20 protein-coding genes, 2 tRNA genes and 1 pseudogene are annotated in these 22,039 nt (G+C 73.4%); 12 read left to right on the plus strand and 11 right to left on the minus strand.

Going from position 1 to position 22,039, the window contains the following annotated elements:
- Window positions 1-49: 49 nt before the first annotated feature.
- Together AB5J51_RS25095 and AB5J51_RS25100 are read left to right on the plus strand one after the other, a co-directional pair.
- Complete coding sequence (locus AB5J51_RS25095; protein WP_369778698.1) at window positions 50-1,729, plus strand: AMP-binding protein; 1,680 nt, start codon at window positions 50-52, stop codon at window positions 1,727-1,729.
- Between the two features lie 63 nt (window positions 1,730-1,792).
- Window positions 1,793-1,866: transfer RNA gene (locus tag AB5J51_RS25100), tRNA-Lys, on the plus strand.
- 113 nt (window positions 1,867-1,979) lie between these two features.
- Here the strand turns inward: AB5J51_RS25100 and AB5J51_RS25105 are convergent.
- Window positions 1,980-2,738: an IclR family transcriptional regulator gene (locus AB5J51_RS25105; protein WP_030297926.1), complete on the minus strand. Its 759-nt coding sequence runs from the start codon at window positions 2,736-2,738 to the stop codon at window positions 1,980-1,982.
- Window positions 2,739-2,968: 230 nt separating this feature from the next.
- Here AB5J51_RS25105 and AB5J51_RS25110 point away from each other — a divergent pair, with 230 nt between their 5' ends.
- Together AB5J51_RS25110 and AB5J51_RS25115 are read left to right on the plus strand one after the other, a co-directional pair.
- Window positions 2,969-4,093: an LLM class flavin-dependent oxidoreductase gene (locus AB5J51_RS25110; RefSeq protein ID WP_133897957.1), complete on the plus strand. Its 1,125-nt coding sequence runs from the start codon at window positions 2,969-2,971 to the stop codon at window positions 4,091-4,093.
- Window positions 4,094-4,347: 254 nt separating this feature from the next.
- Complete coding sequence (locus AB5J51_RS25115; protein WP_369778699.1) at window positions 4,348-6,045, plus strand: glycosyl hydrolase family 18 protein; 1,698 nt, start codon at window positions 4,348-4,350, stop codon at window positions 6,043-6,045.
- Between the two features lie 88 nt (window positions 6,046-6,133).
- Here AB5J51_RS25115 and AB5J51_RS25120 read toward each other — a convergent pair whose 3' ends face one another.
- Entirely contained in the window at window positions 6,134-7,963 is a 1,830-nt protein-coding gene (locus AB5J51_RS25120; protein ID WP_078987198.1) for a bifunctional diguanylate cyclase/phosphodiesterase, read from the minus strand.
- Window positions 7,964-8,351: 388 nt separating this feature from the next.
- On the opposite strand from AB5J51_RS25120, the gene AB5J51_RS25125 reads away from it, so the two are divergent.
- The gene (locus tag AB5J51_RS25125) at window positions 8,352-9,545 is read left to right on the plus strand and encodes a M6 family metalloprotease domain-containing protein (RefSeq protein WP_078987199.1); all 1,194 of its coding nucleotides are present in this window, start codon (window positions 8,352-8,354) and stop codon (window positions 9,543-9,545) included.
- 83 nt (window positions 9,546-9,628) lie between these two features.
- Here AB5J51_RS25125 and AB5J51_RS25130 read toward each other — a convergent pair.
- Window positions 9,629-9,702 (minus strand) — tRNA-Lys (locus tag AB5J51_RS25130).
- Window positions 9,693-10,272: pseudogene (locus AB5J51_RS25135) on the minus strand (bifunctional DNA primase/polymerase). The gene AB5J51_RS25130 and the pseudogene AB5J51_RS25135 overlap by 10 nt, the downstream one beginning before the upstream one ends.
- Window positions 10,273-10,658: 386 nt before the next feature.
- Between AB5J51_RS25135 and AB5J51_RS25140 the strand changes: the two are divergent.
- Window positions 10,659-10,925, plus strand: a complete 267-nt coding sequence (locus tag AB5J51_RS25140) for a hypothetical protein (protein ID WP_369778700.1) — start codon at window positions 10,659-10,661, stop codon at window positions 10,923-10,925.
- Between the two features lie 47 nt (window positions 10,926-10,972).
- Here the strand turns inward: AB5J51_RS25140 and AB5J51_RS25145 are convergent, their stop codons facing one another.
- The 5 genes from AB5J51_RS25145 to AB5J51_RS25165 all read right to left on the minus strand — a co-directional run bounded on the left by AB5J51_RS25145 (window position 10,973) and on the right by AB5J51_RS25165 (window position 16,217).
- Entirely contained in the window at window positions 10,973-11,323 is a 351-nt protein-coding gene (locus AB5J51_RS25145; protein ID WP_053785523.1) for a hypothetical protein, read from the minus strand.
- A 77-nt stretch (window positions 11,324-11,400) separates the two neighbouring features.
- On the minus strand, window positions 11,401-12,735 hold the full coding sequence (locus AB5J51_RS25150; RefSeq protein WP_053785524.1) for an AAA domain-containing protein: 1,335 nt from the start codon (window positions 12,733-12,735) through the stop codon (window positions 11,401-11,403).
- Window positions 12,732-14,309 carry a hypothetical protein gene (locus AB5J51_RS25155; RefSeq protein ID WP_053785525.1) on the minus strand — a complete coding sequence of 526 codons (1,578 nt, stop codon included), beginning with the start codon at window positions 14,307-14,309 and terminating at the stop codon, window positions 12,732-12,734. Before AB5J51_RS25155 ends, AB5J51_RS25150 begins: the two co-directional genes overlap by 4 nt.
- Window positions 14,297-15,472, minus strand: a complete 1,176-nt coding sequence (locus AB5J51_RS25160) for a hypothetical protein (RefSeq protein WP_369778701.1) — start codon at window positions 15,470-15,472, stop codon at window positions 14,297-14,299. The genes AB5J51_RS25155 and AB5J51_RS25160 overlap by 13 nt, the downstream gene beginning before the upstream one ends.
- Window positions 15,381-16,217: a phosphatase PAP2 family protein gene (locus AB5J51_RS25165; protein ID WP_369778702.1), complete on the minus strand. Its 837-nt coding sequence runs from the start codon at window positions 16,215-16,217 to the stop codon at window positions 15,381-15,383. The genes AB5J51_RS25160 and AB5J51_RS25165 overlap by 92 nt, the downstream gene beginning before the upstream one ends.
- 143 nt (window positions 16,218-16,360) lie before the next feature.
- On the opposite strand from AB5J51_RS25165, the gene AB5J51_RS25170 reads away from it, so the two are divergent.
- Complete coding sequence (locus tag AB5J51_RS25170) at window positions 16,361-16,957, plus strand: histidine phosphatase family protein (RefSeq protein ID WP_053785528.1); 597 nt, start codon at window positions 16,361-16,363, stop codon at window positions 16,955-16,957.
- 66 nt (window positions 16,958-17,023) lie between these two features.
- A complete protein-coding gene (locus tag AB5J51_RS25175; RefSeq protein ID WP_133897961.1) occupies window positions 17,024-17,365 on the plus strand; it encodes a VOC family protein in 342 nt (113 codons plus the stop codon).
- Window positions 17,366-17,414: 49 nt separating this feature from the next.
- On the opposite strand, the gene AB5J51_RS25180 is transcribed toward AB5J51_RS25175, so the two are convergent.
- Window positions 17,415-18,710 (minus strand): tetratricopeptide repeat protein, encoded by a 1,296-nt coding sequence (locus AB5J51_RS25180; RefSeq protein ID WP_136225497.1) that lies wholly within the window; start codon window positions 18,708-18,710, stop codon window positions 17,415-17,417.
- A 278-nt stretch (window positions 18,711-18,988) separates the two neighbouring features.
- Between AB5J51_RS25180 and AB5J51_RS25185 the strand changes: the two genes are divergently transcribed.
- The 3 genes from AB5J51_RS25185 to AB5J51_RS25195 all read left to right on the plus strand — a co-directional run bounded on the left by AB5J51_RS25185 (window position 18,989) and on the right by AB5J51_RS25195 (window position 20,702).
- Entirely contained in the window at window positions 18,989-19,468 is a 480-nt protein-coding gene (locus AB5J51_RS25185; RefSeq protein WP_369778703.1) for a hypothetical protein, read from the plus strand.
- Window positions 19,459-20,364 carry a spermidine synthase gene (locus AB5J51_RS25190; protein WP_369780310.1) on the plus strand — a complete coding sequence of 302 codons (906 nt, stop codon included), beginning with the start codon at window positions 19,459-19,461 and terminating at the stop codon, window positions 20,362-20,364. Before AB5J51_RS25185 ends, AB5J51_RS25190 begins: the two co-directional genes overlap by 10 nt.
- A 134-nt stretch (window positions 20,365-20,498) precedes the next feature.
- On the plus strand, window positions 20,499-20,702 hold the full coding sequence (locus tag AB5J51_RS25195) for a cold-shock protein (RefSeq protein ID WP_136225499.1): 204 nt from the start codon (window positions 20,499-20,501) through the stop codon (window positions 20,700-20,702).
- Window positions 20,703-20,709: 7 nt separating this feature from the next.
- Here AB5J51_RS25195 and AB5J51_RS25200 read toward each other — a convergent pair whose 3' ends face one another.
- Window positions 20,710-21,252 (minus strand): hypothetical protein, encoded by a 543-nt coding sequence (locus AB5J51_RS25200; protein ID WP_136225501.1) that lies wholly within the window; start codon window positions 21,250-21,252, stop codon window positions 20,710-20,712.
- A 79-nt stretch (window positions 21,253-21,331) separates the two neighbouring features.
- On the opposite strand from AB5J51_RS25200, the gene AB5J51_RS25205 reads away from it, so the two are divergent.
- Window positions 21,332-22,021 carry a response regulator transcription factor gene (locus AB5J51_RS25205; RefSeq protein ID WP_030297887.1) on the plus strand — a complete coding sequence of 230 codons (690 nt, stop codon included), beginning with the start codon at window positions 21,332-21,334 and terminating at the stop codon, window positions 22,019-22,021.
- The last annotated feature ends 18 nt before the right edge of the window (window positions 22,022-22,039 follow it).

A 22,039-nucleotide genomic window follows, 5' to 3' on the forward strand; every position in this document is an offset into this window, starting at 1 on the left:
TCACTTCCGACCTTCAATTCTGACGGTACGTCAGCTAGCCTCCGGCGGCATGCGGACGACACCCGAAACCGTCGCGGAGCTCATCGCACGCCAATGGGGCGACCACCGGCCCGGCCTGCAGTACGGCGGCAGCACGCACACCGCCGTCCTCAGCCGGCACCGGACCGCCCAGGAGGCCGCAGCGCGCGCCGCGCTGCTCGTCGACCTGCTGCCGTCGGACGCCGAACCGCACATCGGGGTGCTGCTCGACAACACCCCCGAGTTCCCGTTCTGGCTCGGCGCGGCGGCCCTCGCCGGGGCCGCCGTCGCCGGGATCAACCCCACCCGGCGCGGCCCGGAGCTCGCGCGCGACGTCCTGCACGCCGACTGCCGGATCCTGGTCACCGAGCGCGCCCACCTGCCGCTGCTGCGCGGCCTCGACCTGCCGGGCGTACGGATCCTCGTGACCGACACCGAGGAGTACGCGGACCTGCTCGCCCCGTACGCGGCCGCGAAGCCGGGTGAGGCGGCGATCGGCACCCCGGGCCCCGGCTCCCGCTTCCTCCTCTACTTCACCTCGGGCTCCACCGGCGCCCCCAAGGCCGCCCTGTGCAGCCAGGGCCGGATCGCCGCCGCCGGGGACTCCCTGGCCCGGCAGTTCTCGGTCGCCCCGGACGACGTCCACTACATCTGCATGCCGCTCTTCCACGGCAACGCGGTCATCGCCGACTGGCTGCCCGCCCTCGCCGGGGGCGCGTCCGTGGCGCTGCGCCCCCGGTTCTCCGCCTCCGCGTTCCTGGACGACGTCCGCGCGTACGGGGCGACGTACTTCACCTACGTCGGCCGGGCCGTCCAGTACCTGCTGGCCACCGAGCCCCGCCCCGACGACCGCGTGCACAGCCTGCGCCTCGGCTTCGGCACCGAGGCCGGCGCGGTGGACGCGGCCCGCTTCGCCGAGCGGTTCGGGGTCCGGCTGGTCGAGGGGTACGGGGCCACCGAGGGCGGAGCCTCCGTCCAGCGGACCCCGGACACCCCGCCGGGCGCCCTGGGCCGGGCGGGGGCCGGGGACGACCTGGCCGTGATCGATCCGGAGACCGGCGCGGAGTGCCCGCCGGCCGTCCTGGGCGCGCAGGGCCGCCTCCTCAACGGCTCCGCCGCGATCGGTGAGCTGGTCAACCGCGGCCGGAGCCTGTTCGAGGGCTACTGGCGCAACCCCGAGGCGGAGGCCGCGCGGACCCGGGAGGGCTGGTACTGGACGGGCGACCTCTTCTTCCGCGACGCGGACGGGTTCCTCTACTTCGCGGGCCGCACCGACGACCGGCTGCGGGTCGACAGCGAGAACCTCGCCGCCGCGGTGATCGAGAACATCCTGGCGCGCTGGTCCCCGGCGGCCGCGGTCGCCGTGTACGCGGTGCCGGACGAGGCGGCCGGCGACCAGGTGATGGCGGCGGTCGCCCTCGAGGAAGGGGAGCGGTTCTCGCCGGAGGCCTTCTCCGCCTTCCTGGCCGCCCAGCCGGACCTGGGCACGAAGATGTCCCCGCGCTACGTCCGGATCGTGGAGTCCATGCCGACCACGGCGACGAACAAGGTCCACCGGGTCGCCCTGCGCCGGGCCGGCTTCCGCTGCCCGGACCCGGTCTGGTGGTCCCCGCCGGGCACTGCCGGCTACCGCCTCCTGGGCCCGGCCGACCTCTCCGGGCTGCTCGCGGCGTACGCGGCCCACGGCCGCGACGAGCTCCTGGAGCGCTGATCCGCGGGCCGCGGGTATTGGTTTTGAGCACCCCTGAGGAGCAGGTAGTATTTTCTCTGTCAGGCGCCGCTAGCTCAGTTGGTTAGAGCAGCTGACTCTTAATCAGCGGGTCCGGGGTTCGAGTCCCTGGCGGCGCACCTGTACTTCGGGCGGTTTCCGGTTCACCGGGAACCGCCCGAAGTGTTTCCGGGGCTCCTCTCCCGCCGTTCCCGCCGTGAGATCCGTCGGCAACGCCCGTCCGTGACCGGTGTCACAGGGTGAGTGAAAGGAGCAGCGGCGCGGCCTTCCGGTTCAGTGCGTCCGCGGCGGCCCGCAGCCGGTGCGCGTGCTCGACGGGCATCGACAGGGCCAGGCAGCCCACCGAGGCCCCGGCCGTGATCGGTACCGCGGCGCAGACGGTGCCCACCGCGTACTCCTGCAGGTCCAGGACCGGCACCGTGGCCGGCTGGGCGTCCAGCTTGGAGAAGAGGATCCGCTCGTTCACGATCGTCTTCGACGTGAGCCGGGCGATCTTGTGCCGCGAGAGGTGGTCGCGCCGCCCGTTCTGGTCGAGCTGGGTCAGCAGGCACTTGCCGACCGCGCTGGCGTGCGCCGCGGAGCGGAAGTCGACCCATTCGTGCACCTTCGGGGTGCGCGGGCTGTCCGCGAACTGCGTGATCTTCACTTCGCCGTCCACGTACCGGCTGATGTAGACCGCCGCGCCCACCGAGTCCCGCAGCCGGTCCAGGGTGTCCTGCAGCTTGTTCTGGAGGGCCTGCTGCCTGTCTATGCCTGAGCCGAGCAGGACGAGTGAGTCCCCTATGGCATAGGCGCCGTCCGCCACCTGGAGGACGTACCCCTCACGGCGCAGCATGAGGAGCATGGGGGCGAGATGGACCGCGGGCAGGCCGGTCTCACGCGCGATCTGTACATCGGTCACACCGCCGGTATGGCGGGCGATCGTTTCGAGTACGCGCAGGGCGTACTGCACCGAGTGGAACGGCGCGGTCGGCTCGGGCTTCAGCGCCACGGTTTTCCCCCTAGCAGGTTGTTACCGCTTGCCCTACCACGATAGCCATCAAGAGGCCCATGTGGAGCGCCTGTTGAGGAGATTGATGGCTCGATCAGGTCCCCTGGTCTGTGTCTAATCCAATGGCATATGCCAAGGTCACGCCTGCTGTCCCGGGATGCCGGGAATGGCCGCAGGCCGCCGATGGTTCGAGTTCTTCGTACGGACGGCGAACCGAGACGGGAGCGACTATGAGTGACACCGGGGACGCGGGTCGGGCTGCGGACGGGGACGGCCGCGGAGATCCGATCCGGGGTGCGGTACGCGGCCGCGCGCCGGTGCCGCTCTCGGTGCTCGACCTCGTCACGGTCGGCAGCGGGAGCACCGCCCACGACTCCCTGCGCACCAGCGTCGCGATCGCCCGGCTCGCCGAGTCCCGCGGGTACCACCGCCACTGGGTCGCCGAGCACCACTCCATGCCCGGGGTGGCCAGCTCCTCCCCGGCGGTGATCCTGGCCCACCTCGCCGCCCACACCTCCCGCATCCGGCTCGGTTCGGGCGGGGTCATGCTGCCCAACCACGCCCCGCTCGCCGTCGCCGAGCAGTTCGGCACGCTGGAGGCGCTCGCCCCCGGGCGGATCGACCTCGGGCTCGGCCGCGCGCCCGGTACCGACGGCCGCACGGCCGCGGCCCTGCGCGGTCCCGGCCGCCTCGACGAGGCGGCGCAGGAGTTCCCCCGGCAGCTCGTGGAACTGACCCGCTTCCTCGACGACGACTTCCCCGACGGACACCCGTACGCCCGTGTCCACGCGGTGCCCGGCCCCGTGCAGGGCCGCGCCGGCCGGCCGCCGCTGTGGCTGCTCGGGTCCTCCGGGTTCAGCGCGCGCCTCGCCGCCGAGCTCGGCCTGCCCTTCGCGTACGCCCACCACTTCTCGGCGGCCGGCACCCTGCCCGCGCTGGACCTCTACCGGCAGGCCTTCCGCCCCTCGGCGGTACTGGACGCCCCGTACGCCGCGATCGGGGTCGCGGCGCTGGCCGCCGACACCGACGGGCAGGCCCGCGCCCAGGTGCTCACGGGGGCGCTGTCGATGCTGCGGCTGCGCAGCGGCCGGCCCGGGCTGATCCCGACGCCCGAGGAGGCGGCGGCGTACGACTTCTCCCCGCCGGAGCGGGAGTTCGTGGACGGCTGGCTCGCGAACGTCGTCCACGGCACCCCCGACGAGGTGGCCGCAGGGCTCGACGACCTGGCCAAGCGCACGGGCGCCGACGAGCTGATGCTGACGTCCAACGCGCACAGCGGCGCAGCCCGGTTGCGCTCCTACGAGCTCGTCGCAGATGTGTACGGGATGCCGGTGGAGGCGCCGCGAGCTGATTGATCGCGCGCAAACGCAGTTCGGCTGGTTTGTTGCCGAAACCTTGCGCGAGGGTGTCCTAAGGCACCCTTAAACCGCTCGTCACCCGGGGTGGCGGGCGGTTTCTGCTGTGCTTCCAGGCCTCTGACAAGGGGATTTGCGCGACGAGTGGTCTAGTCCTTCTTTGGTCCAAACCATTGACGCGGCCCTCGGGTGATCGCTATCTCTTCTCCCACCCGAACCTCTTGCTCCCCCCTCCCACCCCCCGGAGGCAGTTCATGCACTTCCGTAAACCCCTCATCGCGGCCGCCGCCACGGCCGCGCTGGCCGCCGGAGCGCTGGCCGGCTTCGCGGGGCTCGGCACCGCACAGGCCGCCGGCGCCGCCACCGCCGCGGGCGCAGGCGGCAACGTCAAGATCGCGTACTACGACCAGTGGAGCGTGTACGGGAACGCCTTCTACCCCAAGCACCTCGACACCCGCGGCATAGCGGGCAAGCTGGACGTCATCAACTACTCGTTCGGCAACATCCACCCCACGAACCTCACCTGTTTCGAGGCGAACAAGGCGGCGGGCGACGACAACAACCCCAACGCCGGTGACGGCGCGGGCGACTCGTACGCCGACTACCAGAAGTCCTTCGGCGCGGCGGACAGCGTCAGCGGCGTCGCCGACAAGTGGGACCAGCCGATCGTCGGCGTCTTCAACCAGTTCAAGCAGCTCAAGGCCAAGTACCCGAACCTGAAGATCAACATTTCGATCGGCGGCTGGACGTACTCGAAGTACTTCAGCGACGCGGCCAAGACCGACGCCTCCCGCAAGAAGCTGGTCTCCTCCTGCATCGACCAGTACATCAAGGGCAACCTGCCGGTCGAGGGCGGCTACGGCGGCCCGGGCACCGCGGCCGGCATCTTCGACGGCATCGACATCGACTGGGAGTACCCCGGCTCCTCCGGCGGGCACCTGGGCAACCACTACGCCCCCGAGGACAAGCAGAACTTCACGCTCCTGCTCAAGGAGTTCCGCGAGCAGCTCGACGCGTACGGCGCGGCCAACGGCGGCAAGAAGTACCTGCTGACCGCGGCGCTCCCGGCCGGCCAGGACAAGATCAAGTACATCGAGACGGACAAGATCGGTTCGTACCTCGACTACGCGAACGTCATGACGTACGACATGCACGGCGCCTGGGACGGCGACGGGCCCACGTACCACCAGTCCCCGCTGGACAACTCGGCGGCCGATCCGACCGACCCGATCGCGCCGGGCGCCCAGAAGTACGGCATCAAGAACGCCATCGACTCCTGGATCGACGGCAACGCGGCGTACGGCATCGCGGGCGGCTTCCCGGCGGGCAAGCTGACGCTGGGCTACGAGTTCTACTACCGCGGCTGGAAGGGCGTCCCCGCCGGGACCGCGGGCGGCCTCGCCCAGAGCGCGACCGGCCCCTCCGCGGCCCGGCCCACCAGCCAGCAGGCCGGCATCGCCAACTACAAGGAGCTCGGCGGGATCGTCGACAACCCGGCGACCACCTTCTGGGACGACCAGGCGAAGGCCTCGTACTTCTACAAGGACGGCGAGTTCTTCACCGGCCTGAACCAGCGGTCCGTCCAGGCCCGCGTCGACTACGGCAAGCAGCGCGGCCTGGCCGGCGCGATGATGTACTCCCTGCTCGGCCTGGACGACAAGACCACGCTGCTCAACCAGATCTCGGACGCCCTCGGCGGCACCACGCAGCCTCCGACGACTCCGCCCACCACGCCCCCGACCACCCCGCCGACGACTCCTCCGACGACTCCGCCGACCACGCCGCCCACCTCGGGCTGCCCGGCGCCGGCGTACGTCGCGGGGACCGTCTACACCGGCGGCAACGAGGTCTCGCACAAGGGCCACAAGTGGAAGGCCCAGTGGTGGACGCAGAACGAGGAGCCCGGCACCACCGGTGAATGGGGTGTCTGGAAGGACCTCGGCGCCTGCTGATCTCCCCCCACCCCGCGCCGAGCGGCAGCCCGCCCCGTACCCCTGCACAGGAGGGGTACGGGGCGGGCGTGCTCCGGCGCAGACGGGATCAGGCTCCGGGGCGGGTGCCGATCATCTCGGCGATCAGCTCCGGGGCCACCGCCCGCGAGTACAGCCAGCCCTGGCCCGTGTCGCAGCCGACGCGGCGCAGCCGGGCCGCCTGGCCGGCCGTCTCCACGCACTCGGCCGTCACCGTCAGGCCGAGCCGGTGCGCGAGCTGCACCAGGGCCTCGACGATGGTCTCGTCGGCCGGGTTCGGGTGCGTGCCCTCCTCGTAGCGGAAGCCCCGCACGAAGGAGCCGTCCAGCTTCAGCACGGAAACCGGGAGCCGGCTCAGGTACGCCAGGTTCGAGTACCCCGTGCCGAAGTCGTCGATGGCGATGCGCACCCCCATGTCGCTCAGCGCCTGGAGGGCCTGCAGCGGCCGTCCCGCGGAGCCCATCACCGCCGACTCGGTCAGCTCCAGCTGGAGCAGCTGCGGGGCCAGCCCGGTCTCGGCCAGGATCTCCGCCACGTCGCCGACCAGGTCCGAGTCCCACACCTGCCGGACCGCCACGTTGACGGAGACGAAGACCGGGCAGTCGCTCGGCTGCTCGATCTGCCAGCGCCGGGCCTGCCGGCAGGCGGTCCGCAGCACCCACCGCCCCAACTGGACGATGGAGCCGTCCTCTTCCGCAATTCCGATGAACCGATTCGGCGTCAGCGTGCCGAACTGCGGGTGGTTCCAGCGGACCAGCGCCTCCACCCCGCGCACCGCACCGCTCTCCAGGTCCACGAGCGGCTGGTACTCGAGCGCGAACTCGCCCCGCTCCACGGCCGGCCGCAGCGTCGAGCTGAGCGCCTGGCGGGTCATGCGGTGCGCGTTGCGCTCCGGGTCGAACAGCGTCCAGCGGGCCTTGCCGTCCGCCTTCGCCCAGTACAGGGTCGTGTCCGCGGCCTGCATCAGCCCGGTCGCCGAGGTCCCGTCCGTGGCCCGCTCCACCACGCCGATCGACGCCGAGACCGACAGCCGCTGCCCGGCCAGGTCGAACGGCTCCTGTACGGCGGCCAGTACGCTACGCGCCAGGTCGGCGAGCTGCTCGGTGCCGGTGGAGTCCTCGACCAGCAGGGCGAACTCGTCGCCGCCGAGCCGGGCCACGAGGTGCCCGCCCGTGCGCCCGTACCCGGACTGGTCGGCGCACTGGGTCAGCCGGGCCGCGACGGCGGTCAGCAGCCGGTCGCCGACGCGGTGGCCCAGGGTGTCGTTGACGGCCTTGAACCCGTCGAGGTCGAGGTAGCACAGGCCGATCCGCCCGGTGCCGCCCTGCTCGTACGAGGAGGCCTCCAGGGCGGCGGAGAGCCGCTCGAAGAACAGCGCCCGGTTGGGCAGCCGGGTCACCGGGTCGTGCATCTGGAGGTGCCGCAGCCGGGCCTGGAGGTCGCGGCGGTCGCTGATGTCGGCGACGGACAGCAGCACGTCCCGGGTCCCGGGCACGGGCCCGAGGGTGACCTCGGTCCACAGCGAGTGCCCGTCCGGGTGTTTGAGCCGGCGGGTACAGCGCAGTCTGGCCTGGCGGCCGCGGAGCACCTCCTGGTAGGCCTGCCAGGTGCGGGCCTCGGCACCCAGGTCGACCAGGTCGGCCGCGCACTGCTCGACGAGCGCGTGCGGCTCGGTGCCCAGCAGCCCGGCCAGCGCCGCGTTGGCGGCGACGACGTAGCCGGAGCGGTCGACGACGGCCATCGCCAGGTGGGCCGCGTTGAAGGCGGCCCGGTAATCGCGCAGTTCGGACCCGGTACGGGGCGTCGACGTCGGCACGGCCGGCACTGCTTGGTGACGCTCCGTAATGGCCGATCGGATGCTGTCGGCCGCCGAACCGGTTCCCTCTGAGGTTCCGCTCACCGTTGGCTCCCGCAGTGCTCGTGAGTGTCCGTGCAGGAAAGTGTGCCGATCATAGAGGCACCGTACGGCCCTATCCAGCGGCGTCGCCGTGCGGGGCACGGGACTTCGGCGTGCTGACGTCTCGCCGGGCGAATCCCGGGCGATCGTTTCTGCGCAGCTCTGAGCAGCGGAAGCCTCCTGCTGATCTCCCGTGATCGGTCGTGACGTTCTGTAGGCATGTGGGTGAACCCCCCGGGTCACCGGCTTGCCGTAGTGCTCACTCTTGTGGGGCAGCGGAACAGGGCATTAGTAAGACAATCGCCCCAAGGTGGAACGAGATGGTACGAATCCACCACCGGAGGTCGATGTGGCGCGACAGCAGACACCCGGGGGAGTGGAACGCTCCCGCATGAGAAGCACGGCGGCCGCGCTCACCTCCCTGACGGCGCTCGCCGCCATGTCGCTCGTCGCGGGTCCCGCGGTCGCCGTTCCGGGAGCCGCGCCGTGCGCCCTGACCCGTACTTCCGCGCACCACTCCCTGGGCCTGGACAGCTGGAACCGCTCCTACCCCAAGCCGGAGCGCACCCTCGACGCGGTCATGGTCTTCCTCTCCTTCCCCGACCACCGGGCCACCCTGACGACCGAGCAGCTGACCGGCGACTACTTCCCCGCGACCGGCGACTTCTTCGAGCGGGCCTCGTACGGCAGGTTCCGGCTGGTCCCGCACCCGCAGAAGCAGTGGATCCAGATGCCCAAACCGTCCACGGCGTACGGGATACAGCGCGACTGGGCGTCCCAGGACCGGGCCGCGTACCTGCGGGACGCGGTCGCCGCCGCCGACCGGGAGGTGGACTTCTCCCGGTACGACGTCGTGTACTTCGTCGCCGACCCGGACGCGCCCGGAGTGGACTCGGACGCCACCAAGGTCGTCAACTTCGACCGGCCGATCAGGGCGGACGGGACGGACCTGCGGCGGATCGTGACCGTCTTCGAGCGGCACCCGCCGGACCGGAACGTGCTGGCGCACGAGACGGGGCACGTCTTCGACCTGCCCGACCTCTACCACCGGCCGACGGACGGCAAGGGTGACTGGGACACGCACGTCGGGGACTGGGACGTCATGGGCAGCCAGTTCGGGATGGCCCCGGACCTGTTCGCCTGGCACAAGTGGAAGCTCGGCTGGCTGGACGCGTCCCAGGTGGACTGCGTGCAGTCGGGCTCCTCGCTGCACACCCTGCTGCCGCTGGCCCAGGCGCCGGTGGCCGGCGCCTCGGGCGGGACCCGGCTCGCGGTGATCCGTACGGGGACCGGCAGTGCGATCGCCGTCGAGGCGCGGGGGTCCGCGGGCAATGACGGGGACACCTGTACGGAGGGGGTCCTGGTCTACCGGGTGCGCAACGAGGCGGCGTCGGGCGGCGGGCCGATCGAGGTGCTCGACGGGCATCCGGACACGGAGGCCTGCTGGGACCGCTCGGTGTACCCGCCGCTGGCGGACGCGCCGCTCGAGGTGGGGCAGGCGTTCACGGTGCCGGGGGAGCGGATCAGGATCGAGGTGGCGGACCGCACTCCGTCGGGTGCGTACACGGTCAAGATCACCACGTAGCGCGGTTCTGCCGGAACGCGCATCGGAGCGTGCACCGGAACACGAAGAAGGCCCCCACTTGCGTGGGGGCCTTCTTCCGTCTGTGCGCCGCCAGGGACTCGAACCCCGGACCCGCTGATTAAGAGTCAGCTGCTCTAACCAACTGAGCTAGCGGCGCTTGCTGACGAGGAAGACATTAGCAGGGAGATGGCCGGAAGGAAAAATCGATATCCGCAGCTCGGGCGGCGCGGACGTACGCCCACAGGAGTGCCTCGGGTCCGGGGAGCCAGGGGGTGCGGGTCTCGGGGGCGACGAGCCAGCGTGACGGCCCGGGGGTGGCGGCGAGCGGCGGCACGGTGACGGCGTCGCCGCGGCCGTGGCACAGGGGGGCGGGCGCCGAGCTGCCCCACTCTTCCCAGGCGAGCAGTGCAGGGAGCCGGTGGGCGGTCCCGGTGGCGGCGAAGAGCAGCATCCGCCCGCGGTGCACGGCGACGGGCCCCGGGCCGGGGCCCTCGGCCCGGAGCAGGTCGAGCATGCGGCGGCCGAGGACGAGGGGGACGTTGACGACGTCGAAGGCGGTCCCGCACGGCAGCGTGGCGGGGGCGGTGGCCCGGGCCTCCCAGAGGGCGAGGGTGCTGTGCGGGTGCGCGGACGCGGAGGCGAGCCAGGCGGCGCCCTGGGGGGTGACGTGGGTGGCGGGGCGTGCGTCGTGGGTGGGGCAGGCGGGTGCCGTCGTCAGCGTCGTCATGCGGACCGGTCTACCGGGCGTAGTGATGCGGTTTCCAGGAGTTACGGAAAGCCGGGACAGGAAGGGGGATGGTGGGCTATGTTGCACCCCGCATATGCCAGGTGCGCCGTACGCCGCGGCCTGCGCGAGGGCGGGGCGAGGGCGGGGCGAGGGCGGTGCGAGGGCGGCACACCGGGCCCGCGGCGGGGCCGTGGCGGTCGCGAGTGCGTGCGTTCCGGAACTGTTCTAGCGTCGTATGAGCGGGGGTTCGCCCGCTCGGCGCGCCGGTGAGCCCGCTCTGCGGCACCGGGGAATCCGGCCTCCGCCCCTGGTCGTCCGGCTGCCGCCGCCGCGCGCGGTCCGGGACACCCGGGACCGCGGTCCCGACCGAGAGCAGGTGCGTTCCCATGCGTCGTTCGGCTCGTATCCCCGGTGTCCTCGCCGCCCTGGCCCTCGCCCTGGGCGGCGTCGCCGTCGCCGCTCCGGCGGCCCACGCCGACATCGAGGCCTGCCAGGACATCGTCCAGCTGCAGGGTGTCGAGGTCACGGACGCCATCCGGATCGGGTGCTACGTGGGTCTCGTGGGAGACGAGGACGGCTGCACCAAGGGGCTGACCCAGGCCGGGGTGGCGGGGATCGTCGCGACCGCGGCGTGCCGCGAGGCCCCCCAGTAGCCGGGCCCGTCCCTGCCCGTCCGTGCCCGTCCCGGGACCACGGGGGCCTACGGGGTCTCCGGGCCCGCCTCGCGCTGCAGGGATTCGCCGAACTCGATCATCTTGAGCGCGTAGTCCTCGGTCCACTCCGCCTGCTCGGCGATCGCCGCCGGCGGCAGCCGGTCGAACCGCCGCGGATCTGCGAGCTGCGCGGCGGCCAGGGCCTGGAACTCCACCGCCCGGTCCTGCGCCGCCCGGAAGGCGAGCGTCAGCTCGGTGGCGCGGGCCAGCAGCTCCCGGGGGTCCTCGATCGACTCCAGGTCGAAGAAGTGCTCCGGGTCCGTGGCGGCCTCCGAGGGCTCGAAGAGCAGCGGCGCGGGCCGCAGCTTCCGCTCGGTCGTCCGCTCGGGCTCTGCCATGCGTGTCCTCCTGCTGCGCGTTCGGGATCCTTCCGGGCCACCCTCCATTGTCCAACGCCGCGCAAGAGCGCCGCCCCTCAGGGCTTCCAGACCACCCGGTGCTCCGCCAGGTGAGCCAGGACCGAATGGTTGGCCTCCCAGCCATCCGGGAACTTCACCGTCACCCCCAACTGGACCGGTTCCGTGGACGGGTGGTCGTCCAGCAGTTCCGCTATGCCCGCCCGGGCCACCACCACGCAGGCGTGCCGGTGCCGCGAGGCCAGTACGCACAGGCGGCCCGTCTCCAGGTGGAACGCCGTCGCGTCCGGGCGGCCCGACAGCGGGTGGAGCACCACCGTGAGGTCGTACTCCCGGCCCTGGAGCCGGTTCGCGGTGTCCACCGTGACCCCGGCGACGCCCAGTTCCGCCAGGGCGGCGCGGACCGCCGCCGCCTGGTCGCGGTGCGCCGTGCCGACCGCGATCCGGTCGGCGGTCAGCGGGGCCGGGCCCTCGGACTGCTCGTCCGCCGTCACCGCCCCCCGGTCCAGCGCCCGGCGGACCACCAGGGCCACCGCCCGCACGGCCTCCGGATCGGTGCGCGGGGTGTGCCGGGCGGGCAGCTCCAGCAGGCCCCAGCCCGACTCGGCGGCCTCGTCCAGCACCCGGTCCGGGCCCGATCCGTCGCCCGCGACCCCGTACGACAGCCGCCGCTCGCCCGGACCCGTACCGCTGCGGAACTGCGTGTACGGGTAGAACGCCTGCGAGACCAGCGGCGCGGCCGTCGCCGGGAGCCGCCAGGACACGGGCAGCCGGTGCTGCGGCAGCTGCGGGTTGTGGGCCAGCAGGGTGCTGACCGCCGACGCCGACGGGTCGTAGGACAGCCCCGCCCACTGCTCGGCGCCGACCACGCTGAACGGGTCCAGCTGTCCCGGGTCGCCGACGAACAGCGCCCGCTCGAACAGCCCGGCCACGGCCAGCAGCGCGTCCGAGCGCATCTGGTACGCCTCGTCGACGATCGCGTGCTCCCAGGGCTCCGTGTCCTTCACGTACGCCCACTTCGCCGCCGTCGAGATGGTGATCGGCAGCTCGGCCAGGTCCCCCGGCTTGGCCGAGAGGGTCACCGAGGGCAGCTCGCGCAGCGCCGGGTCGTACGCGTCGCCGTCGCTGCTGTGCAGCCGGCCGACCTTCAGCTCCGGGTCCTTGTCGGCGAGCCGCAGGACCAGGTCGTCGACCTGCGCGTTGGTCTGGGCGACCACCATCAGCCGACGCCCGGCCGCGGCCAGCTCCCGGGCGGCCCGCACCACGAGGGTGGACTTGCCGGCCCCCGGCGGGGAGTCGACGACCACGCCGCGCTCGCTGCCGTGCAGCGTGTCGCGCAGGATGGCGGCGGTCGCCTCGGCGGCGGCCGCGCCCGGATCGAAAACGGTGCTCACAGGATGTCCTCGGCGGTCACTGGGTCGGGCGCGGCGTCGGGCAGCACGGCGGCGGTCGCGGATCCCGGCGGTCCGCCGTGCGTCCACGGGGTCTGCTCCGGCTCCGGCAGCTTCGGGCCGCCGCGCGCGTCGTGCTCGAACAGCGTCCAGCAGATCCGGTCGCCCTTCTCCGGCACCGAGCCGGGTTCCGGCTCCCGGCCGCGGCCCATCTTGTCCAGCAGCCGCAGCACGAGCCGGCCGTCGTCCTCGAAGCGGACGAACTGCGCCGCCTGCGGGCGGCCCTCCAGCGAGCGGTACACCTTGCCGCCGCCGCCCTCCGCGAGCTGCGGACGGTCCTCCGTGGCCACCGTCACCAGGGGGCGCGGGCTCGGCCGCTTCGACTCCGTCCATTCCATCACCACCTCGGTGACCTCGCCCGCGAAGGCCTCGCCCGACAGCCGCCGGCCCGCCATGACCAGCGGATCGTCCAGCGCCTCCTGGGCGTCGAGCCGCACCTGCTCGGTCTCCCGCGTCGCCAGCTTCCGGGCAGCGGTCACCGCGTCGTCGCGGCGCGGCTGCGGGGGCTCGCCCGCCCGGACCCGGTCCCGGTGGCCGGTGTACGACCAGCGGTCGCGGGTCCAGCGCTCCTCGGCGCGCTCCCCGGGCGGCAGCGCGCGCAGCAGCTCCAGCGACTGCCACACCGCCCGCCAGGTGGGCCGCATCTGCTCCGCCAGGAGCTCCCGTACGGCCGCTTCGGCGCGGGCCAGGGCCTGCGGATCTTCGCCGGTGCGCGCGGCGTCGTAGCGGGCCATCGCCGGGGCGAGCAGCTTGTTGTCGAAGGCCGGGTCGGTGGCCGGTCCGGCGGGCGGGACGAGCAGCTGCCCGTCCCGGTCGCGGCCGAGTTCGGCCCGCAGGGCCGCCTCGGCGCCCGATTCCCCCTCCGGCGGGACTATCCACGACAGCAGCGCGCCCAGGTGCTGGTCCTCCAGGTTGCTCTGGCCGGTGGCCCAGTGCCGCCCCAGCAGCTCCGTCGCCGACAGCAGCATCGAGGCCCCAGGGACCCGGGAGCGCTCGCCGAGGTGCGTGAACCAGCGCCCCAGCAGCGGGACCCGGGTGGGTGCCGGATAGGGATTCTCCGGATCCTCCTCGGCCGTCCGCCGGAACCGCATCGACCGCCCCAGCAGCCGGACGTACTCGATGCCGGCCCGGCTCGGCACGATCACCTGCGGCGCGTCCAGGCACAGCTCGGCGGAGACCTTGCTCTTCGCGCCGGTCTCCGGATCGGTCTCGGTCCGCTCCACGTACTCGACGTCGTCCGCGTACCCCTCCACGTACGGCAGGACCACGTCCGCCAGCTCCGCCAGGAACGTCCAGCGCAGGTCCCGGTCGCGTGGCTGCGGCACCACCAGCAGCCGCGGCTGCGCGGGATCGGTCCCGATCAGCGCGCCGAGCGGGGCCCCGGCCTCGCCCGCCGTCGTCAGGGGTACGAGGACCAGCGGGCGCTCGCTCAGATGCCGGTGCCGTACGGTCGCCAGCGCTTGGGCCCGGCCCGCCCGGACGGCTTCGAGGCGCGCGAGGGTGTTCAGGAGGGACATGCGGCCGCCTCGAGGGCCTCGGCGCGCAGCCGGGCCGCCTGGTGCAGCGCGGCCGCGGTCGGGTCGTCGGGGCAGCCGTCGCCGGCGGCGGCCGCGAGCGCCTCCTCGACGGTGGTGAGCGCACCGAGCTCACCCCGTACGGAGCGGCCGAGGGCGGTCACCTCGGCGCCGGCGCGGGCCCGCTCCCGGCAGTGGAAGGCCAGTTCGCAGGCGGCCAGGCACTCGGGGGCGTAGGCGGCCGAGACGGCGGAGACCGCCTCGGTCAGCTCCTCGGCGGGCCGCGCGGGGTCGAAGCTGAGCCCCTCGGGCAGGGCCGCGGCCAGCTCCTCGACCCGCGTCAGCCGGTCCAGCTGGCGCCGGGTCACGGCGCGTTCGCGGCGGACGTCGACGGGCGCGGCGGCGGGCAGGTTGGAGAAGTCCTTCGGGCAGACGAGGAGCACGGTGTGCCCGACCACGGCGGAGGCCAGCTTCTCGGCGGTGCTCTCCAGGGCCAGGACGTACACGGCGGCCTGCCGGGCGGCGGCGCCGACCTTCGCGGGATCGGCCGCCCCGTCGATCAGCGGGAACGACTTGATCTCCACGACGGTCCAGCGGCCGTCGGGATGCACCACGACGGCATCCGGCTCCAGATAGGCGGGGGTGCCCGCCACCTCCAGGGCCAGCATCGGGTGGTCCAGCAGGGTCCAGGCCCCGGAGGCCGCGCCGGCGGCGGTGGCCTCGCGCAGGGCGAGCGCGGTGCGCGCGGCCCGGCCCTCGGGCCCGGCGGCGGTCAGGTCGGGGACGCGGGCGCCGGGGCCGGGCGGCTCGGCGCCGGCGCCCAGGTGCCGGTGGACCAGCTCCAGCAGGACCGCTCCGCCGTCGCCCTTGACCCTGGCCTCGAAGGAGTTCCCGCGGACGATGGCGAACTGCGACTGGCCGAAGGCGGCGGGCGAGCCGAGGGCCGCGGCCAGGGCGGTCTTGTCCACGCCGGCACCGTCGAGGAGGGCGCGTCTGCCGCATCCGGGGTTGGCGGCGAGCGCCGCCAGCGCGCGGGCGTCGAGCGGGCGGGGCGGCACGGCGGGGCCGCGCAGGTCAGCGAGCCGCTGCCGCAGAGTCGTCTTCCGGGGCGGGCCGCTGGGCGGGTAGGAGCTCACGGGCGGAAGTGTCCCATCCGCCACTGACAATCGTGGTCTTACTGCGGAATCGGGCCGTTCGGGCGGGCAGCCGGCGCGCGATCGCGTACCCGGCGGCCATCACGGCGGCCCCGGCGGCCGCGTCCAGGAAGTAGTGGTTGGCCGTGCCCATGACCACGAGCGTGGTGACGGCGGGATAGGCGACGCCCAGCCCCCGCAGCAGGGGGTGGCGCCCGTACCGCCACAGCAGGACCCCGCACCACAGGGCCCAGCCGACGTGCAGGCTCGGCATGGCCGCGTACTGGTTGGTGAGGCCCCCGAGCCCGCGCGGCGCACTGGCCTCGGCGCCCCACCAGCCGTAGGCGCTGTACTGGGCCATCGTGTCGGTGAACCCGTACACGGAGTCCAGCAGCCGGGGCGGGCAGGTGGGCATCAGGGTGAAGCCGACGAGCCCGAGGAGGGTGGAGACCACCAGCCAGGTGCGGGCGCTGCGGTACTGCTGCGGCCGGCGCAGGTACAGCCAGACCAGCACGGCCGGGGTGACGAGGTAGTGCAGGGAGGCGTAGACGAAGTCGGCGGGTATGCCGAGCAGTCCCTGGTGGGAGAACAGCCGGTTGAGCGGCCGTTCGAGGTCGATCCCCAGCACTTCCTCCGCCCGGAGGATCGCGAGGCCGTGGCCGACGGCGAGGTGCACGTCGCCCCGGGCGAGGAGTCTGCCACCGGTGTACGCGCCGTAGACGAGCCCCAGGAGCAGCAGTTCGGCCCACCACCGGGTGGGCTTCTGCCGATCAGTCATACGGTGTAGGACGCTTGTACGACAGGGTGGGTTGCCTGGTGTTCATGTGATGGATGATGGACGGACGACGCAATCGCCCGAACCGCCACAAAGGCACGCGAACCCTTACAGCCTCATGCCCTTACGTACCGGGAGAATCTCCTATGGCCCCCCGCATCCTCCTGGCCCGCCACGGCCAGACGGCGTGGTCCCAGCTCGGCAAGCACACCGGACGCACGGACGTGCCCATGTTGGAGGAAGGCAGGCGGGGCGCGAAGCTGCTCGGCGAGCGGCTGGCCCGCGACCCGTGGCGCGGCCTGCCCGGCGTGGAGGTCCGCACCAGCCCGCTGGTCCGCGCGAGCGAGAGCTGCGACCTGGCCGGCTTCGGCGTCCGGGCGGAGCCGTGGGACGCGCTGATGGAGTGGGACTACGGCGACTACGAGGGCATGACCCCGGCCGAGATCCAGGCGGTCCGCCCGGGTTGGCTGATCTGGCGCGACGGCGTTCCGGGCGGCGAGTCCGTCGCCGACGTGGCGGCCCGTGCCGACGAAGTGGTCGCCTGGGCCCGTGCGGCGGAGCGCGACGTGCTGGTCTTCGCGCACGGCCACATCCTGCGCACCCTGGCCGCCCGCTGGCTCGGCTTCGAGGCCTCCTTCGGCGCCCGCATCCGTCTGGAGCCCACCTCCCTCTCGGTCCTGGGCTGGGCCTACGGGGCCCCCGCACTGGAGCGCTGGAACGACACGGGCCACCTGGACGTCTGACCGCAGCCCGAAGTCCCTTGCAGGGGCCGGTGGTTGAGTGATCGCTGCGGCTGCGAGGATGAGGTCATGACGATCACTTCCGTGGTGCTGCGACGACGAGTGGACGACCTCGAGGCGGCCTCGGCCTTCTACGAAGAGCTGACCGGCGAGCCCGCGAACCGGTTCGCGTTCGCCGGCCTGGAGCTGGCGGCCGTCGGCCCCTTCCTCCTCTTCAGCGGACCGGACACGGTCGCGGAGCGGTTCGCGGGGGTGGCGGCGACCCTGGGCGTGGCGGACCTGGACGCGGTCGTCGCGCAGGGCGAGGCGGCCGGCGCCGAGGTCGTCGCCGCGCCCGCCGAGACGCCGAACGGGCGGCGCGCCGTGCTCCGGCACCCGGACGGCGCCGTGTACGAGTACGTCAGCGGCTGACCGGACCGGACCGGACCGGACCGCGCGGCGTGGCCGGGGCCGGGGCCGGTCAGGCCGTGGCGTGGCGGGTCAGGAAGTCCGCCACGCGGGGGCTGCGCTGGTGCGGGACCAGGGTGCGGGCCGTCCCCGACAGCATGGACCGGATCCGCGTGGACTGGACCTCGGTGAGCAGGTCCAGGACCCGACCGCCCGCCCAGGCCGCCTCGTCGGGGGCACCGGCCCGTGCCAGGTCGTCGGCGAGCTCGGCGGTGTAGAGGGCCACGTTCCGGGCGAAGTGCGGATCCTGGAGGTCCGCCGCGCGGCGGGCGTGCCGGGCCGCGCGGGCGTGCTCCCCGAGGGCCGCCCAGCACCGCGACTCCAGGGACTCCAGTTCGGCCTCGCCGAAGAAGGACATCCACTCCGGGTCCGCGCCCGCCCCGCCGCGGGAGAACTCCGTGTGCGCGCGGGTCAGCGCCTCCTCGCAGGCCTTGCGGTCCGCCAGGCCCGCCCAGCCGCCCGCCTCGCGCAGGGCGAGCAGCGAGAGCAGCCGGGGGGAACCGAGGGAGCGGGCCGCGCGGCGGCCCGCCTGGGCCGCCCGTACCGACTCCCGCGGCCGTCCGCAGTCCCGGGCCAGGAAGGCCATGTTGCTGAAGGCGTGCGCCTCCAGGCCCGCGTCCCCGGCGACCCGGGCCGTCGCCAGGGCCTCCGCGTAGTGCGAGCGGGCGTCCTCGAAGCGGCCGGAGTCGTGGGCCAGCCAGCCCACCGAGATGGCCAGTTCACCGGCGCCCGCGTGCAGCCGGTCCTCGGTGGACTGCCGGGTGGCTCCCGCGTCGAGCAGTGCGTAGGCGGCGCGCAGGGGTTCGGCGGCCCGGCGGTACAGGGCGTCGGCCCCGTGCCGGTCGTCCAGCAGCCGGATCTGGCGCACGGCCTCCTCGACCGCCGCCGCCTCGGACTCGCCGGCCCGGGAGGGCGGCCGGCGGGTGTCGCCGAGCAGGGGGAGGCCGATCGTCGCGGCCGCCACGGCCGCGGAGCCGCCCGCCATGAACGCGCGACGCAGCACGTCGCTCTCCTTGTGGGTGAAGGGGCCGGTGCGCTGCGCCGACCGGCCGCGCACCGCCTCGCGCGGGGAGAAGCCCAGGTCGGCCAGGGTCCGGCCGGGGAACATGTGGAGGAAGACCCGCTCGTACGCGTAGTTGGGGCAGCGGATCTCGCCGGATTCGACCCGGCCGATGTAGCGGGCGTCGCAGGAAACCGTTTCTCCGATCTCCTTCGCGGCCCGGCGCACCATGCCCGCGAACTCGGCCGGGGAGTGCTGCCCGCGCAGCCGCCGGAACGTCTGATTGGGTGAGTGGGGGAACGCCGCCATGGACGTGGCCTCTCTGGCAAGGGACGCACCGCCGGTTCCGCGGGATGGAGCCGGGCCCGGCGCGCATGAACGTACCGCCAGCGGCGGACGGTTCATGCGGTGTTTGGCTACAAAAGGGATATCTCACCCGCGATCCGCCATGAACTGCCATCCTTTGCAGCGTCTTGCCGCCGCACCCGTTGACGTTTTGGCGCGTTGAGCCCATGCGGGGTGTGAGCTGACTCCCGCCCCGCTCGTAGTACGCGGATCGAGGAGGGGTTCCCTTGGTGGAGGGCGGCATGGAGAGCACTGGAACGAACACCGCGCCCGCGTCTTCGGGCGCGACCCCCGTCCCGGCCGTCGCGGTCGCCCCGGGCGTCGTGGCCGTCGCGGTCGCGGTCGCGGTCGCCGCGCCGGCGGAGGCGCCCGACCTGGTGACCGTGCCCACCCGGCAGGGTCTGGAGGCCGTGGACATCATCCGCCGCGCCGCCAGCCTGGCCGGCGGCGTCGGCCCGGTGCTGCACGACGGGTCCGGCGACACCCTCGGCTTCCTCGTCCCGCCCGGCACCGCCGACGCCTGGGACCTGCCGGGCAGCGCCTGTACCCAGACCAACGGGCGCGGCATGCGCTTCGGCGACGTCGACGTGTCGCCCACCGCCGGCGACACCGGCTGGCTGCTCCCCCCGGAGGCCGTCGGTCCGGTCACCGACCCCGAGGTGCTGCGCGCGGCGCTCGGCGAGGCCGCACGCCTGATCGAGGCGGCGGACAACTGCCGCTGACCGGCGACAATGGGGTGGTGGCAGGCAAGGGCAGAGGCAGCAGCAGACAGCGCGGGCGCGGTACCTCCGAGGCGGTCGTCGGGCAGGTGGCCGGCGGCACGGCGGAGCTGGCCCCCGACCGCGAGCGCGCGGACGCCTGGACGCTGCTCGTCGACGGAGCCCCGCAGTCGCATGTGGACCTGGCCGATCCGGGGTACCTGGACTTCGCGTACCAGCGGCGGATCGGCCACCTCATCGACCTCGTCGCGCCCGCCCGGCAGCCGCTGAACGTGGTGCACCTGGGCGGCGGCGCCTTCACCCTCGCGCGCTACACGGCCGCCGCCCGCCCCCGCTCGACCCAGCAGGTCGTGGAGATCGACGCCGCGCTGGTGGCCTTCGTACGGGAACACCTGCCGCTGGACCCGCAGGCGCGGGTCCGGGTCCGGGCGGTGGACGCGCGGGCGGGCCTGGCCAAGGTCCCGGACGGCTGGGCGGACCTGGTGATCGCGGACGTGTTCAGCGGCGCGCGCACCCCGGCGCACCTGACGAGCGGAGAGTTCCTGGACGACGTACGCCGTGCCCTCGCGCCCGGCGGGTGGTACGTGGCCAACCTCGCGGACGGCCCGCCGCTCGCGCACCTGAAGGGGCAGATCGCGACCGCCGCGTCCCGCTTCGAGCACCTGGCGCTGGCGGCCGACCCGGTGGTGTGGCGGGGGAAACGGTTCGGCAATGCGGTGCTGGCGGCCGCCGACCGGGAGCTGCCGGTGGCTGAGTTCACCCGCCGGGTGGCGAGCGACCCGCATCCCGGCCGGGTCGAGCACGGCCGGGCCCTCGCCGATTTCGCGGGCGGCGCGGCCCCGGTCTGCGACGCCTCGGCGGCGGCCTCGCCGGAGCCCCCGCCGTCGGTCTTCCGCTGAGGGGCCGTGACCTGCCGCGCCACGCCCTCGTACGGATGACCTTGCGCTCCGAACACCGCGGGGGCGGGTAGGTCTTCGTCCCGAGCGCCCCGCCGGGGCGAGCGGTCATCCGCAGGCAGCAGGGAGACACGGACATGGCTCAGGGCAACGTCAAGTGGTTCAACGCGGAGAAGGGATTCGGGTTCATCGCGCCGGACGGCGGAGGCCAGGACCTGTTCGTCCACTACAGCGAGATCCAGGGGCAGGGCTTCAAGGAGCTCCAGGAGGGCCAGCGCGTCCAGTTCGAGGTCGGGCAGGGGCAGAAGGGGCCGCAGGCGCAGAACATCGTCACCCTCTGACGGCGCACTACCCCTCGTACGTCTCCACCAGCGGCGGATGCCCGTTCCAGGTGCAGAAGACCGACATCTCCCGGCCCGCCTTGGTGAAGGTGACCCGGATCCAGTACGGCTGCTTCCACACCTGCATCTGCCAGCCGGCGTCCGGCGTCGCCGAGACCAGCTCGGCCGAGGACGTTCCGAGGTCGAAGACCACCCGGCCACCCGTGACCGGGTAGGCCTTCACCTTGCCCGGATCCCCGCCGCCGCCCTGCTGCTCCTCCGGGCGCGGGCTCGGCGGGGCCGCCTTCTGCGGGGGCTTCGCGGAGGAGGCGCCGGCGGAGGGCGATGCCGACGGGGAGGCAGACGGGGACGGGGAGTCCGGGGCCGGTTCGGGCGACGGCGCCGCCGCACGGTGCGTCGAGGAGGACAGCGGCTGCGTGGTCAGCGGCACCGCCAGCGGCGGATCGTAGGCCGTTCCGGACATGACGGTGTGCACGCCCCACCAGGACAGCGTCACCGCCGCCCCGGTCGCCAGCGTCCAGGCGAGAGCATGAACAAGTCCTCGGTGCATCAGGGCACATACTGCACCACTCGCCCCAGAGGCGTCCCGACACCCCGCGTGGTCCCCCGAATGGACTACGGTGCCGCCCATGGCAAGTGTGCTCGTGGTCGAGGACGACCAGTTCGTACGTTCCGCCCTGATCCGGCACCTGACCGAGGCCTCGCACACCGTGCGGAGCGTCGGTACGGCCCTCGAGGCGCTGCGCGAGGTCGCCCACCACCGGTTCGACGTGGTCATCCTCGACCTCGGGCTGCCCGACCTCGACGGGTCGGAGGCGCTGAAGATGCTGCGCGGCATCACCGACGTACCGGTGATCATCGCCACCGCACGCGACGACGAGGCCGAGATCGTCCGGCTCCTCAACGACGGCGCCGACGACTACCTGACCAAACCCTTCTCCGTGGAGCACCTCTCCGCCCGGATGTCCGCCGTCCTGCGCCGCGCCCGCGCCGCCGTCGGGGCCGAGCCGCCCTCGCGGGTCCTGCGGGTGGGCGGGCTGGCCATCGACCCGCTGCGGCGGCAGGCCGAGCTGGACGGGGCCGTGCTGGACCTGACCCGGCGGGAGTTCGACCTGCTGGCCTTCCTGGCGGGGCGGCCCGGGGTGGTCGTGGCCCGGCGCGAGCTGCTCGCCGAGGTCTGGCAGCAGTCGTACGGGGACGACCAGACCATCGACGTGCACCTGTCCTGGCTGCGCCGCAAACTGGGTGAGACGGCAGCCAACCCCCGCTATCTGCACACCCTGCGGGGGGTCGGCGTCAAGCTGGAGCCGCCCAGGTGAGCGCGCGGGGGGCAGCGG

It is taken from the genome of Streptomyces sp. R33 (assembly GCF_041200175.1).
GTDB lineage: Bacteria > Actinomycetota > Actinomycetes > Streptomycetales > Streptomycetaceae > Streptomyces > Streptomyces katrae_B.